Origin of the sequence: Mycobacterium sp. D16Q13, from assembly GCF_002013375.1 — a bacterium.
Taxonomy (GTDB): Bacteria; Actinomycetota; Actinomycetes; order Mycobacteriales; family Mycobacteriaceae; genus Mycobacterium.
On record NZ_MAEW01000018.1, the window covers coordinates 66,912 to 83,375 of the forward strand.

Genomic DNA, 16,464 nt, shown 5'->3' on the forward strand with positions numbered 1-16,464 from the left:
TGGTGATGCAGGCCGCGCTGGCGGTGCTGCTTTCTAGGCTCAGTGGGACTTCTGATGTGGCCGTTGGCTTCCCGATCGCGGGGCGCCGTGACCCGGCACTCGACGAGTTGGTGGGCTTCTTCGTCAACAATTTGGTGCTGCGCGTCGACTTGGCTGGTGACCCCACTGTGGCGGACTTGTTGGCCCAGGTGCGGCAGCGCAGCCTGGCCGCGTACGAGCATCAGGACGTTCCCTTCGAAGTCTTGGTGGAGCGGCTCAACCCCACCCGAAACCTGACTCATCACCCGCTCGTACAGGTGGCATTGGCTTGGCAGAATCTGCCATGGCAGGACGCAGGTCCCGCTGACGCGTTGCGTCTCGGCGACCTGAGGGTTACGCCGTTGCCGGTGGAAACCCAGACGGCCCGGATGGATCTGACGTTCTCACTAGGGGAACGCTGGACCCAGGCCGGAGAGCCCGCCGGGATCGGCGGCGCGGTGGAATTCCGTACCGACGTGTTCGACGCGCACAGCATCGAAACGCTGCTCGGGCGGTGGCGGCGGGTGGTGGCCGCAATGACTGCCGATCCCTCCCAGAGACTTTCGCGTATCGACGTGCTCGACGAGGCCGAGCACGCCCGCGTCGACGGCTGGGGCCACCGTGCGGTGTTAACCGTCCCGGCCCCGGCCCCTGTGTCGATTCCGTCATTGTTCGCCGAACAGGTCGCGCGTGCGGCCAAGGCAGTCGCGATCAGTTTCGACGGACGTGAGCTGACCTACGGCGAACTTGACGATGCCACAAACCGTTTGGCGCACAGACTCATCGCCCAGGGTGTTCGTCCAGGTGCGTGCGTGGCACTGCTGGCCGAGCGCTCCCCGGAAGCGATCATGGCAATGTTGGCGGTGCTGAAGACCGGGGCCGCGTATCTGCCGATCGACGTGCTACTGCCCGACGCACGCATCGAATTCATGCTTGCCGATGCCGCGCCGGCCACCGCGATCACCACGGCGGGTCTCGCCGATCGACTAGCCGGGTACGACTTGTCGATCATCGATGCCAGCGACACCGCGGATGCGGCTGCTCCCGCAGCGGATTCCGCACTGCCGCTGCCGGATCCGGATGATCTCGCGTACATCATCTATACATCGGGTACTACCGGTGTACCCAAGGGCGTTGCGATCACTCATCACAACGTGACGCAGCTGATGGGGACACGGGACACCTTCCTGGCGGGGCAGGTGTGGACACAGTGGCACTCCTATGCCTTCGACGCGTCGGTCGAAGAGATCTGGGGCGCGCTGCTGCATGGGGGACGGCTGGTCGTGGTGCCGGAGTCGGTAGCGCGCTCACCGGAGGACCTCACCGCCTTGCTGGTGGCCGAACAGGTCAGCGCGTTGAGCCAGACGCCCTCGGCCGTCGCGATGCTGGACCCCGAGGCTTTGGGATCGGTGTCCTTGTTGGTAGCCGGTGAGACCTGCTCGGCCGAGGTGGTGGACCGCTGGGCGCCCGGACGGCTGATGGTCAATGCGTACGGCCCGACCGAGACCACGATCTGCGCCTCACGGAGTACGCCGCTGAATGCCGAGTCGGCGGGACCGAACATTCCGATCGGTGCGCCGGTCTCGGGTGCGGCGATGTTCGTGCTGGACGGGTCGATGCGTCCGGTGCCCCCCGGTGTGGTTGGCGAGTTGTACATCGCCGGGCGCGGTGTGGGTGTGGGCTACGTGGGTCGAACCGGTTTGACGGCCTCGCGATTTGTGGCCTGTCCTTTTGTCGGCGCGGGAGCGCCGCCACAGCGGATGTATCGCACGGGTGATCTGGTGCACTGGGGCACCGACGGGCAGCTGCGGTATGTGGGACGCACCGATGAGCAGGTCAAGATCCGTGGGTATCGCGTCGAGCTCGGAGAAGTCCAGGCGGTCTTGGCGGGACTGGACGGGGTCGGGCAGGCGGCGGTGATCGCCCGCGAGGACCGTCCTGGTGACACGCGCCTGGTGGGCTACGTGACAGGCACGACGAATCCGGCCAAGTTGCGCGCCCAGCTTGCCGAACAGCTGCCGGCCTACATGGTTCCGGCCGCCGTCGTGGTGCTGGCGACGTTGCCGATGACCGTCAACGGCAAGCTCAACACCCGCGCCCTGCCGGCACCCGAGTATCAGGACATCGATCGCTACCGCGCCCCGAGCACCCTCACCGAGGAGATCTTGGCTGGAATCTACGCGCGGGTACTGGGGGTGGAACGCGTAGGCATCGACGACTCGTTCTTCGATCTGGGCGGCGATTCGCTGTCGGCGATGCGCCTGATCGCGGCGGTCAACGCCGACCTGGATGCCGCGATATCGGTGCGCACCGTGTTCGAAGCGCCGACGGTGGCTCAGTTGGCACCTCGCATCGGCGGGGAGTCGAACACGCTCGGCTCATTGGTGGCTCGCGAGCGGCCCGCGGAGATTCCGCTCTCGTTTGCCCAATCGCGGTTGTGGTTCCTGGATCAATTACAGGGGCCTTCGCCGGTCTACAACATGGCGACAGCGCTTCGAATCAGCGGGGACCTGGACGTCGGCGCGCTGGGCGCGGCGCTGGCCGATGTGGTGGCTCGCCACGAGAGCCTCAGAACCCTGTTCCAGGTGACGGGGGGAGTGCCGCAGCAGCTGGTTGTGCCCTCCGACCATGCTCACTTTGGCTGGGGTGTCGTCGATGCCACCGGTTGGACGGCGGAACAGCTACAGGAGGCCATTGGCGAGGCGGCGCGGCACACATTCGATCTGGCTACTGAAATACCGTTGAGCGCGCGGCTTTTCCGCATCACAGGCGACGAACACGTGCTGGCGGCCGTGGTACACCACATCGCGGCCGACGCCTGGTCGATCACCCCACTGGTGGCCGACCTCGGGGTGGCCTACGCCAGCCGGGTCGCGGGCCAGGCCCCCGGCTGGGCGCCCCTGGCGGTGCAGTACGTCGATTACACGCTATGGCAACGTGCCGAATTCGGCGATCTCGACGATGGTGAGAGTCGCATCGCTACCCAGGTGACCTACTGGCAGGATGCGCTGTCGGGGATACCTGAACGGGTAGAGCTACCCACCGACCGGCCGTACCCGGCGGCCGCGGATCAGCGCGGCGCCACCGTTACGCTGGGCTGGTCCGCTGACCTGCAACAGCAGATTGCAAGAGTGGCAAGGGAACACAACGCCACCAGCTTCATGGTGGTGCAGGCCGCTCTCGGGATACTGCTGGGCAAGCTCAGTGGAAGTACTGATGTCGCTGTGGGATTCCCGATCGCGGGGCGCCGAGACCCCGCCCTCGATGAGCTGATCGGGTTCTTTGTCAACACCTTGGTGTTGCGGGTAGACCTGGCCGGTGACCCGACAATCGCGGAGCTGCTTGCTCAGGTGCGAGGACGCAGCCTGTCCGCGTATGAAAACCAGGACGTGCCTTTCGAAGTGCTTGTCGAGCGGCTCAACCCCACCCGATCCCTGACCCACCACCCCCTGGTTCAGGTGGCGCTGGGTTGGCAGAACGTCCCTGGACAAGACAACAACACGTCCGGGCCCGGGTTGACCCTGGGGGACTTGGACGTCAGCCAGATGACGGCGGATACCCAGACCGCTCGGATGGATCTGAGCTTCTCGATGGCCGAACGCCGAACGCACAGTGGCGATCCCGCCGGTATCGGCGGAACGGTGGAGTTCCGCACCGACGTCTTCGACCGGACCAGCATCGAAACGCTGATCGACCGCTTCGAGCAGGTGGTCATGGCGATGACCGCCGACGTGGGCCAGCGCCTGTCGTCGATCGACGTGGTCGATGCGCAGGAGCATGCCCGCCTCGATGCCATGGGTAATCAAGCGATGCTGGGCCGGAAGCGAAGCGCACCGGTATCGGTCCTCGCGTTGTTCGGGGAACAGGTAGCGCGCACGCCGGAGGCGGTGGCGATCACCCACGACGAGCGTTCGATGAGCTATCGGCAACTCGATAGGGCCGCGAACCTGTTGGCGCACATGCTCATCGCGCAGGGCGCCGGTCCCGGAGGCTGCGTTGCGCTGCTGATGGAACGCTCCGCCGAAGCGATCATCGCCATGCTGGCGGTACTGAAGTCCGGAGCGGCGTATCTCGCGATCGACCCGGCGGTGCCTGCCGCGCGGATTGATTTCATGCTGGCGGACGCCGCGCCCGTCGTCGCGATGACCACCGGCGGTCTGGCCGAGCGGTTGGACGGTCGTGGGTTGGTGGTCATCGATGTCGGCGATATGTCGGATATCGATGACTCCATAGTGGATAACGAACTCGGTACCGCACTCCCGGACTCGGACCCCGAAGATATTGCCTACCTCATCTACACATCGGGAACCACGGGTGCACCCAAGGGAGTGGCCGTCACCCACCACAATATGACCCACTTGGCGCGGTCGACACCGAAGCACCTGCCGACGGATCAGGTATGGACGCAGTGTCATTCGTATGCGTTCGACTTCTCGGTCTGGGAGATCTGGGCTGCGCTGTTGAGCGGCGCACGCCTGGTGGTGGTCCCCGAGTCCGTCGTGACCTCCCCCGATGAGTTCCATGCGCTGCTGATCAGTGAGCGGGTCAATGTACTCACCCAGACCCCCTCTGCGGCTGGCGCATTGTCGCCGCGGGGGCTGGAGTCGGTGGCGCTGCTTTTGGGCGGCGAGGCCTGTCCTGGTGAGGTAGTGGACCGTTGGGCACCGGGCCGGACGGTGATCAACGCCTACGGTCCCACCGAAATCACGGTCTACGCATCGATGAGCGCGCCGTTGACAGCTGGATCCGGGGCCGCGCCCATCGGTGCGCCCGTGCCGACATCGGCACTGTTCGTACTCGATGAGTGGTTGCGGCCAGTGCCGGTCGGTGTGACCGGCGAGCTGTACGTGGCCGGCGACGGTGTGGCCTGCGGATACCTGGGCCGGTCGGGGTTGACGTCATCGCGCTTTGTGGCGTGCCCGTTTGGTGAGTCCGGTGCGCGGATGTATCGCACCGGCGATCTGGTGAGCTGGCGAGCCGATGGCCAGCTGCAGTACCTCGGGCGTGCCGATGACCAGGTGAAGATCCGCGGGTACCGCATCGAACTCGGAGAAGTGCAGGCGGCGTTGGCTGCGCTGGATGCCGTATCGCAGGCAGTGGTGATCGCCCGCGAGGACCAACCGGGGATCAAGCGTCTGGTCGGTTACGTCACCGAATCGGTGATCGGGGCGGTGGACTCGGCCACGCTGCGAAATGCATTGGCAGACAGAGTTCCTGGATATATGGTCCCGAGCGCGATTGTTGTTCTGGATGCCTTGCCGTTGACGGTGAACGGCAAGCTCGATACCCGCGCGCTGCCGGTTCCGGAGTATCAGGACGTCGATCGATACCGCGCTCCGGCCGATGCGATCGAGGAGACACTGGCCGGCATCTACGCCCAGGTTCTCGGGCTCGATCGTGTCGGAGTCGACGATTCCTTCTTCGATCTGGGCGGCGACAGCATCCTGTCGATGCAAGTGGTTGCCCGGGCCCGGGCATGCGGTGTGACGTGTCGGCCCCGAGACATCTTTGTCGAGCAGACCGTGTCCAGACTGGCCCAAGTGGTCGGTATGGCCAGCGATGACACAGGTCCGCTTGACGAGGGTGTCGGGCCGGTGCTGGCGACCCCGATCATGCGCTGGCTGCGTGAGGTCGAAAAGTCCGGGGGCCCGATCGGCCAGTTCAACCAGACGGTGGTTATCCAGGCCCCGCCGGGAGCTACCGAGTCCGAGGTGACGGTTGTCCTGGGTGCGCTGCTCGACCGGCACGCCATGCTGCGGCTGCGCGCCGAGGTGGACGATGCCCGGGACTGGTCACTTCGGGTGCCTGAAAAGGGCTCAGTGCTGCCGCATCTCAACTCGGCGGACACGCTGTCCGATGAGGCGTTGATGATGGCGCGGTCGCGGTTGAATCTGGCCGCGGGAGAGATGGTCAGTGCGTTGTGGGTGACGTCTACGAGCCAGCTGGTGCTGATGATTCATCATCTGGCCGTCGACGCGGTGTCCTGGCGGATCTTGCTCGAAGACCTCAATATCGCGTGGGTGCAGCATCGCCAGGGTCAACCCGTGGCATTGCCGACGACCGGAACCTCCTTCGCCCGGTGGGCATCACTGCTCGGCGAGTACGCGCACACCGCGGCCGCGGTGGAACAGGCCGACAGCTGGCGCCGGGTGTTGGCCACCCCATCGGCATTGCCCGCGGTTCGGCCCGAGCTGGACACGTATGCCACTGCGGGCAATCTCACGGCGTCGCTGGATGCTGAGACGACCCGCGCGCTGTTGGGTGAGGTCCCGGCGGCGTTCCACGCTGGGGTTCAAGACATTCTGTTGATCGCTTACGCGTTGGCGTTAACCCAATTCCTTGGGGTCACCTTGCCGATAGGTATCGACGTCGAGGGACACGGCCGCGTGGAGGATCTCGGAGACATCGCTGCCAACATCGATCTATCCCGCACTGTCGGCTGGTTTACCTCCAAGTACCCGGTGGCATTGCGAGTAGCGAGCCATGTCGGGCGATCCGAGGGCGGGTTGCGCTGGGATCAGGTGGTGGCAGGTGATGCCGCACTTGGACGCGTGATCAAAGACGCCAAGGAACAATTGCGGGCTCTGCCCGAGGGCATGACCTATGGACTGACGCGCTACCTCAACTCCGATATCGATCTGTCCGGACCGGATCCGGCCATTGGATTCAACTACCTCGGCCGACTGGGGGCGGCCGGCGCCGCACAGTCGGAGGCCCTCACCGAACTGTGGCAGGTCAGTCACGACGCAGCGGAGGTATCCGCCGCGGCCGCCGCGATCTCCATGCCCCTCGGACATACCCTGGAACTCAACGCGAGTACCGCCGAGACAGACTCCGGTCCAAGTCTTTACGCCAGTTGGACGTGGGCCCCCTCGGCACTTGACGATGCGCAGGTAGATCGACTCAACCAGCTGTGGTTCGACGCTCTGACCGGGATCTGCCTGCATGTGCGCGGGGGTGGCGGTGGCCTGACACCGTCCGACATCGCCCCCGCCCGCCTCACCCAGCAGGAGATCGACGAACTCGATCGAGACGACCCGATCGCCGACGTGCTGCCCCTGACACCCCTGCAGCACGGACTTCTGTTCCAGGCCAATGCCACTCGCGGTAGCGGTGATGACGTCTACGCCATGCAGCTCGATGTCACGGTAACTGGTCCGCTGGATGCGCAGCGGCTGCGTGAGGCGGTACGCGCAGTGATCAACCGCCACCCCAACCTGGCGGCCCGGTTCGACAAGAGATTCGACGAACCGGTGCAGATCATTCCGGCCAACCCCAGCGTGCCTTGGCAGTACCTCGACCTGTCCGCGAAGAAAACCGACAGGGACGACAGGCTGGGGGAGCTGTGTGCCGCCGAGCGGGCATTGGTGTGTGACCTGGCCAGCCAGCCGGCGTTCCGGGCGGCACTGATCCGCGTATCCGATGATGTTCACCGGTTTGTCATGACCTATCACCACATCGTGCTCGACGGTTGGTCACTGCCAATCTTGCTGCAGGAGATATTCGCCGGCTATTACGGACAGCGCCTTCCCGCGGCCGCGTCGTACCGCAGGTTCGTGACATGGCTGTCCGATCGAGATGTCGACAGTGCGCGCCAGGCCTGGCGCGACGTTCTCGCGGGATTCGACACCCCGGCGTTGGTCGCCCCCAAGGCCCGGACAACGTCAGGGCGACGTGCCACGGAGACCTACCGGTTGCCCACGGAGACAACAAGGGCTGCCAATGAATTGGCGCGTGCTGAACACACCACGGTCAACACCGTGCTGCAAGCGGCCTGGGCGCAGGTGCTGATGTGGCTGACGGGCCGGCACGATGTCGCCTTCGGTGTCGCGGTCTCAGGCCGGTCTGCGGAGGTGGCAGGTGCGGATTCAATGGTCGGCCTGCTGATCAACACTGTGCCGGTGCGAGCGACGATCACGCCGGACACCACCATCGCCGAGCTGCTGGACAATCTGCAGCGCCGCCATAGCGATACCCTCGACCACCAGCATCTGGCCCTCAGCGAGATCCACCATGCCGTCGGTCATGATCAACTATTCGACACCCTGTTCGTCTACCAGAACTATCCGGTGGAGTCCGTGGCGTCATCGATGGCCGACGGGTTGGCCATCACCGAAGTCAGCGGCCGCGAGTACAACCACTACCCGCTGACCCTGCAAGCCATGCCCGGCAATGAACTGGTCCTGCGTGTCGAATTCGATACCGCCGTGTTCAGTGCGAACCGGGTGCGAAAGATCGTCGAGCGGTTCCAGCGAGTGCTGGAGGCCATGACGGGGGAGGTGCAGCAACAGTGAAAGCCGATGCCACCAGGCGCTTGTTGTCCATGGATCTGGGCGACACGGATGAGCGCACGGAGCTGGATGTGTGGGGTAACCGGGCAGCGCTGGACCGTCCCGTGACCTCGATGTCGATTCCGGCATTGTTCGCCGAGCAGGTGGCGCGTCATCCGGGCGCGGTGGCGGCCAGCTTCGGTGGCAGCCACGTGTCATACCGCGGACTCGATGAGGCCTCGGATCGGTTGGCGTACTGGCTTCTTGCGCACGGAGTGGGTGCTGGGCAGCGGGTGGCGTTGCTGTTCTCACGGTCGGTTGAGGCAGTCGTGGCGATCCTGGGGGTGTTGAAAACCGGTGCGTCGTATGTGCCGATTGACCCATCGGTGCCGGATGCCCGGCTGGAGTTCGTGCTGGCCGATGCTGAGCCGTTGGTCGCGGTCACCACTTCCGATCTGGCGAGCCGGCTGAACGGACGCGGGCTGGTGGTCATTGACGTTGGCGACGTCCCCGCCGAGACTGCTGCGGTTGATGGACGGCCAACATTGGTGACGCCCGGCGGCGATGATATCGCGTACGTGATCTACACCTCTGGAACCACCGGCGTCCCGAAAGGTGTTGCTATTGCGCACCATAATGTAACGCGGCTGATTGAGGCAATTGACGCCGAGCTGGAGTTGCCGCCGGGACAGGTTTGGTCCCAGTGTCATTCGTTGGCCTTCGATTTCTCGGTGTGGGAGATTTTCGGTGCATTGCTGCATGGTGGGCGGCTGGTGGTGGTGTCGGATTCGGTGGTGCGCTCACCCGAGCAGTTCCATGCGCTGCTTGTTGATGAACACGTCAATGTGCTGAGTCAGACACCGTCGGCGTTCTATGCGTTGCAGGCTCTGGACGCGACTCGGCCGAACGGTCGGCAGCTCGATCTTGCGGCAGTGATCTTCGGAGGGGAGGCGTTGGAGCCGCAGCGTCTGAGGGGGTGGTTCGAGGACCATCCAGGCTCACCGCGATTGATCAACATGTACGGGATTACCGAGACGACGGTCCACGCCTCGTTCCGTCAGATCGTTGCCGGCGACGTCGACGGCGCGGACAGCCCGATCGGAGTACCTCTTGGCCACTTGGCATTTGCGGTCCTGGACGACTGGATGCAGCCGGTAGCGGTTGATGTGGTCGGCGAGCTGTATGTGGCCGGCGCGGCTTTGGGTTATGGCTATCTGGGACGTGCGCCGTTGACCACCACCAGATTTGTGGCCTGTCCGTTCGGAGAGCCCGGTACCAGGATGTATCGTACCGGAGACCTGGTGTGCTGGGGCTCCGACGGACAACTGCGATATTTGGGACGGGCCGACGAGCAGGTCAAGATTCGTGGGCATCGCATCGAGCTCGGTGAAATTCAATCAGTGTTACTGGGTTTCGAAGGTGTCGACCAGGCTGTGGTTATCGCTCGCGAAGACCGTCCCGGAGATAGGCGGTTGGTCGCCTACATCACCGGCACGGCCGACCCGGTGGTGTTGCGTGACGGGTTGTCCGACAGGCTGCCCTCCTACATGGTCCCTGTCGCGGTGGTCACCTTGCGAGGCTTTCCGTTGACTGTCAATGGAAAACTCGACAAGAGCGCCTTGCCGGCCCCGGAGTATCGATCCATCGATCAATACCGCGCCCCGGCAAATCCGACCGAGGAGATCCTGGCCGGCATCTATGCGCAAGTTCTGGGCCTGGACCGCGTCGGTATCGACGACTCATTCTTCGACCTAGGTGGGGACTCGCTGTTGGCGATGCGTCTGGTCGCCGCGCTTAACCGGTCCATGGATGCCGGTCTAGAAGAGCGTGCGGTGTTCGACGCTCCGACGGTGGCGCAGCTGATGCTCCGCATCGGCGGTGACGAGCATCGACTGGAGCCCTTGGTAGCCGGCGAGCGGCCGGAGGTGATGCCCTTGTCTTTTGCGCAGAGCCGACTCTGGTTCATCGACCAATTGCATGGTCCTTCACCGGTTTACAATCTGGCGGTGGGGCTGCGCCTGCAGGGGCCCCTTGATGAGGATGCCCTTGGCTCGGCGTTCGTGGACGTGCTGAATCGCCATGAGAGCCTGCGCACGCTGTTCCCGGCGGTCGACGGGAAACCGCAGCAGCTGGTCGTCGCGGCCGAGGAGATCGAATTCGGCTGGGACGTTGTGGATGCGTCCGGATGGCCAGCAGGCCGGCTGGAAGAATCGATTGCAGATTCGGCGCGGCACAGTTTCAACCTCGCGACTGAGATCCCGGTGAGAGCAAGGCTTTTCCGCACTACCGAGGATGATCACGTATTGGTGGCGGTGGTGCACCATATCGCCGCGGACGGTTGGTCGGTTACCCCACTGGTCTCCGACCTGGGTGTGGCCTACGCCAGCCGGCATGCGGGGCAGGCCCCCGATTGGAAGCCATTGGCCGTCCAATACGCCGATTACACACTGTGGCAGCGCGCGCAGCTGGGCGTACTGGATGACAGCGAGAGCCGCATCTCCCGGCAATTGACCTACTGGGAAGAAGCGCTGGCCGAGATGCCCGAGCGTTTGGCGCTGCCGACCGACCGGCCGTATCCATTGGTGGCTGATCAACGTGGCTCCAGGGTGGACGTGAGTTGGCCGGCGGATTTGCAGCAGCAGGTCAATCGATTGGCCCGGGAACACAACGCGACGAGTTTCATGGTCATGCAGGCGGCCCTCGCTGTGCTGTTCTCCAAGCTCAGCGCGAGTTCTGATGTGGCGGTGGGATTCCCGATCGCCGGACGTCGCGACGCGGCGCTCGATGAACTGGTCGGGTTTTTCGTCAACACGTTGGTGCTGCGGGTTGACCTAGCAGGAGACCCCAGTGTCACCGAAGTGCTGGCTCAGGTGCGGGCACGCAGTTTGGGCGCTTTCGAGAATCAGGACGTGCCATTCGAGGTGCTCGTCGAGCGATTGAATCCGGCCAGGTCGCTGACCCATCACCCCTTGGTGCAGGTGATGCTGGCTTGGCAGAACGTGCCCGGACAGATAGGCGACTCTCGCGGCGGAGTGGCGTTGGCAGACCTGCAGCTCACGCAGCTACCGCTGGATACTCACTCGGCCCGGATGGATCTGTCGTTTTCGCTGTCCGAGTCTTGGACCGAATCAGGCGATGCCGCGGGGATTTCGGGGACGGTGGAGTTTCGCACCGATGTGTTCGACACGGGCAGTGTCGAGACTCTGATCGATCGGTTACAACGGGTGCTCGAGGCGATGACTGCCGACGACACCCGGCCGTTGTCGGCGATCGACGTGTTGGATGCCGAGGAGCTCGCCCAGTTGGATGGCTGGGGCAATCGGGCGGAGTTGGCCAGGCCCGAGACCGCGGTGTCGATCCCCGCGTTGTTCGCCCAGCAGGTCGCTCGGGTGCCTGGGGCGCTGGCGGTCTGTTTCGACGGCAGCCATGTGTCCTACCAGGAACTGGATGAGGCGTCGAACAGGTTGGCGCACTTGCTTGTCCAGTATGGCGTGGGCCCTGGAGAGCGAGTGGCTCTGCTGTTCTCGCGGTCGGTTGAGGCCATCGTGGCGATCCTGGGGGTTCTCAAGACCGGTGCGGCCTATGTGCCGATCGATCCGGCAGTGCCGGGTACACGGCTGGAGTTCGTGGTCGCGGACGCCGAGCCGGTAGTCGCGGTGACCACTGCCGATCTGGTGAATCGGTTGGATGGGTACGGGGTCGTGGTCATCGATATGGATGACCCGGCGCTTGATGCTCAGCCCGCGAGCGCGCCGTCGGTGGGTCCGACGGCCGCGGATGTCGCTTACGTGATTTATACCTCGGGGACAACCGGTGTGCCCAAAGGTGTTGCCATTCCGCATCGGAATGTGACTCGTCTGTTGCGAGCGCTTGACGCCGACCTCGAGTTATCGGCGGGTCAGGTGTGGGCGCAGAGCCATTCGCTCGCTTTCGACTTCTCGGTGTGGGAGATCTTTGGTGCCCTGCTGCATGGTGGGCGGCTGGTGGTCGTGTCCGAATCGGTGGTGCGGTCGCCCGAAGAGTTCCATGCCCTATTGGTAGACGAGCAGGTCAGTGTGTTGAGTCAGACGCCCTCGGCGTTCTATGCGCTGCAAACGGTGGATGCGATGGCTGCCGAGTCCGCCGGCCAGCTCGGTGTTGAGGTGGTGGTGTTCGGAGGGGAGGCGTTGGAACCGCAGCGTTTGGCGCAGTGGCGGGACCGGCATCCGGTGTTACCACGATTGATCAATATGTACGGGATCACCGAAACGACGGTGCATGCCTCGTTCCGCGAAATCACCGCCGCCGATCTTGAGAGCACGGTCAGCCCGATCGGATTGCCGCTGGCCCACCTCGGGTTTGCCGTGCTGGATGGATGGTTGCGGCCGGTACCAGCCGGTGTGGTTGGCGAGTTGTACGTGGCGGGTGCTGGTTTGGGTCACGGCTATCTGGGCAGGACAGGCTTGACCGCCTCCCGGTTTGTGGCCTGCCCGTTTGGGACGCCGGGGTCGCGGATGTACCGTACCGGGGACTTGATGTGCTGGGGGCAGGACGGCCAGCTGCAGTATGCGGGGCGCGCCGATGAGCAGGTGAAGGTCCGCGGGCATCGTATTGAGCTCGGTGAAATCCATTCGGCGTTAATGGATCTGAACGGGGTTGAACAGGCGGTTGTGATTGCCCGGGAGGATCGTCCGGGTGATAGGCGTCTGGTCGGCTACATCACAGGTACCGCCGACTCGGGCAAGATCCGCGCACAGCTGGCTGAGTGTCTCCCGAACTACATGGTGCCCGCCGCCGTGGTGGCCCTGGCGGCCTTGCCATTAACGGTCAACGGCAAGATCGATAAGAAGGCCTTGCCCGCACCGGAATACACCGATGTCGATCACTATCGGGCACCCGCCACCCTTGTCGAGGAGATTCTGGCCGGCATATACGCGCAGGTTCTGGGTCTGGACCGGGTCGGTGTCGACGACTCATTCTTTGACCTCGGCGGGGACAGCATTTCCGCTATCCAGGTGGTGTGGCGGGCTCATGGCGCCGGCCTGGTCGGTCGGCCGCGCGACATCTTCGTGCAGCAGACCGTGGCCCGGCTGGCACGGGTGGTCAGGATGGCCGACAGTGCCAGTGGTGTGGTCGACGAGGGCCTCGGGTCAGTGGTGGCAACCCCGATAATGCAGTGGTTGAAGGGGATTGACGGCCCGATTGACGAGTTCAACCAGACCGTGGTGCTGCAGTCACCCGCAGGTGTCACCGAGGCTGCCGTTGTCATCATGCTGCAGGCCTTGCTGGATCGACACGGCATGTTGCGGCTACGCGCTCAGGGTGACGATGCCGGGGGCTGGTCGTTGACGGTGCCCGAGCCGGGCACGGTCGACGCACACGAGTGTCTGCAATCGGTGGACACCTTGACCGATGAAGCAGTGATGGCGGCGCGGTCGCGGTTGAACCCGGGGGCCGGGGTGATGCTGCGTGCCCTATGGGTAACAGCCAGCAGCCAGCTGGTGTTGATCGTTCACCATCTCGCCGTCGACGGGGTGTCGTGGCGGATTCTGTTGGAGGACTTGACCATCGCCGCGACCCAGCTGCGTGGTGGGCAAGAGGTGCTGTTGCCGCCGGCGGGAACGTCGTTCCAGCGGTGGGCCGACCGGCTGGCCGAACACGCGCACCAGCCCGACGTAGTGCGCGAGGCGGATGCGTGGCGGAGGGTGGGGGCGATCCCTTCAGGGCTGGCTGCTCCGCAACCGGCTGAGGATACGTTTGCCACGGCCGGGTACCTGACCGAGTTTCTCGATGCCGAGACAACGCACATGCTCTTGGGTGAGGTGCCGGCGGCATTCCACACCGGAGTACACGAGATCCTGCTGATCGCATTTGCCTTGGCGTGGGCGCAACACCTGGGAACCGGCGGTGCCCCGATCGCCATCGATGTCGAGGGCCATGGGCGCCAGGAGGAATTGACGGGCCCGGGTGGCGTCGTGGATCGCAGTATCGACCTGTCGCGCACGGTGGGGTGGTTCACCACCAAGTACCCGGTGTCGTTGGCGGTCGGTGGGTTGCGCTGGACGCAGGTAGTGGCCGGGGACACGGCGCTGGGAACGGTCATCAAAGATGCCAAGGAGCAGCTTCGAGATCTACCCGACGGTCTGACCTACGGTCTGCTGCGGTACCTCAACCCCGATGTGGATCTGCCCGCATCCGACCCGGCAATCGGGTTCAACTATCTCGGGCGGCTGGGGGCTCCGGCGGCCTACGCGTCCGGAGATGTATGGCGCTTCAGTCAAGAAGGCTTGTCCCTGACTGGCGCCGCCGGGGCGATGCCCATCGCGCTGCCGCATACCGTGGAGCTCAATGCCGTCACCATCGACACAGATACCGGCCCGCATCTGAATGCCACCTGGACCTGGGCGCCGACCGCACTGGATCGCATGGCGGTCAGCCGGATCAACCGGCTGTGGTTTGACGCGCTCGCCGGTATCTGTGCGTACGTGCGAAGGGGCGGAGGCGGATTGACGCCGTCGGATATCGTCCCCGCCCGGCTCAGCCAGCAGCAGATCGATGGATTGCAGAATCAGTTCCCGATCGCCGACGTGCTGCCGCTGACTCCCCTGCAGCAGGGGCTGCTTTATCACGCGGGCATCGCCAACAGCTCGGGTGACGATGTGTATGCGGTGCAGTTCGATATCGCGCTGAGCGGCTCGCTCGACGCGGAGCGACTCGGCGGTGCGGTGCAGGCAGTGGTTGGAAGGCATCCGCATCTGGCGGCTCGCTTCTCCGAGCAGTTCGAGCATCCGGTACAAATCATTCCCGCTGATCCCGCGGTGCCCTGGCGATACGTCGAGTTAGACACCGACATCGCCGATCTGGATATCGCTGAGCAGATCGAACAGATCTGTGTGGCCGAACGCGCCGCGGTCTGCGATCTCGCCGAGCAACCGGCGTTCCGGGCTGCGCTCATCCGGATCGCGGACGACCGGCATCGGTTCGTGCTCACCAATCACCACATCGTGCTCGATGGGTGGTCCATGCCGATTCTCATGCAGGAGATATTCGCCGGCTACCACGGTCTGCGATTGCCTCCTGCGGCGTCGTACCGCAGCTTCGTGACCTGGCTGTCCGAACGAGATCATGACGCCGCGCATGCGGCCTGGCGGCGGGTGTTGGACGGGTTCGACACGCCCATTCTCGTTGGCCCGCAGCAGAAGCTACAGTTTGGGCGGAGAAGTGTCGACTCGTTCAGGGTGCCCGCGAAGACCACGCGAGGGCTCACCAAGCTGGCGCGCTCACATCAGACGACCGTCAACATCGTGCTGCAGGGAGCGTGGGCATTGCTGCTGAGTTCGGTGACCGGACAGCATGATGTCGCGTTCGGTTCGACGGTCTCAGGGCGTCCGGCCGAAGTACTCGGTGCCGAATCGATGGTAGGACTGTTGATCAATACGGTGCCAGTGCGGGCGACCGTCGCTGCGACTACCACTACCTCAGATCTGTTGCATCAGTTACAAAGTGCGCATAACGATACTCTCGAGCACCAGCACCTGGCGCTCAGTGACATCCATCGCATTACCGGTCAGGAAAGACTGTTCGACACCGTTTTCGTCTATGAGAACTATCCGACCGATACGGGGACGGCATCGGAAATCGACGGATTGGCCATCACTGGTTTCAGCAGTCGCGACTACTACCACTATCCGATCGCTGTGCAGGCCGGGCCGGGCCGGGAATTGGAACTTCGGGTCCAATACGACACGGATGTGTTCGATGCGGAGAGCATCGACGAGCTGATCGAGCGGTTCACACAGGTGCTGGTGTGGATGACTTCCCACCCGGGCCGCCCGTTGTCGTCCCTGGATCTATCGGACAAGACCGGGCGCACGCGGTGGAGCGGGTGGATCGACCAGACCGCACCGCCGGTTGGGGTTTCGGTTGGCGAAGTCAGCGAGACCAACGGCGCCTATAGCCCCCCGGCTAGCTTGAACGAGCAGATCCTGGCCAGCATCTTCGCTCATGTGCTGGGTGTGGATCGGGTCGGGGTTGAAGAGTCGTTCTTTGACCTGGGTGGCAATTCGCTTGGGGCGATGCGTGTGGTCGCCGCGATCAACACCGCCCTGGACGTGAACCTGACGATGCTCGCGTTGTTCGATGCGCCATCGGTCAGAAGTCTGGCCCAGCAGTTGGCGAACTGTCCCACTCGATGAGT

General features: G+C 64.2%; 2 protein-coding genes (1 of these 2 cut by a window edge). Both read left to right on the forward strand.

The annotated features are described in order from the left end of the window. Positions 1-8,312, forward strand: the 3' portion of a protein-coding gene (locus B4400_RS18990) for a non-ribosomal peptide synthetase (RefSeq protein WP_078312126.1). It extends 16,087 nt beyond the left edge of the window; the window shows 8,312 of its 24,399 coding nt (coding positions 16,088-24,399); its start codon lies off the left edge, out of view; its stop codon occupies positions 8,310-8,312. After that, on the forward strand, positions 8,309-16,462 hold the full coding sequence (locus tag B4400_RS18995) for a non-ribosomal peptide synthetase (protein ID WP_078312127.1): 8,154 nt from the start codon (positions 8,309-8,311) through the stop codon (positions 16,460-16,462). The genes B4400_RS18990 and B4400_RS18995 overlap by 4 nt, the downstream gene beginning before the upstream one ends. Positions 16,463-16,464 lie beyond the last annotated feature (2 nt).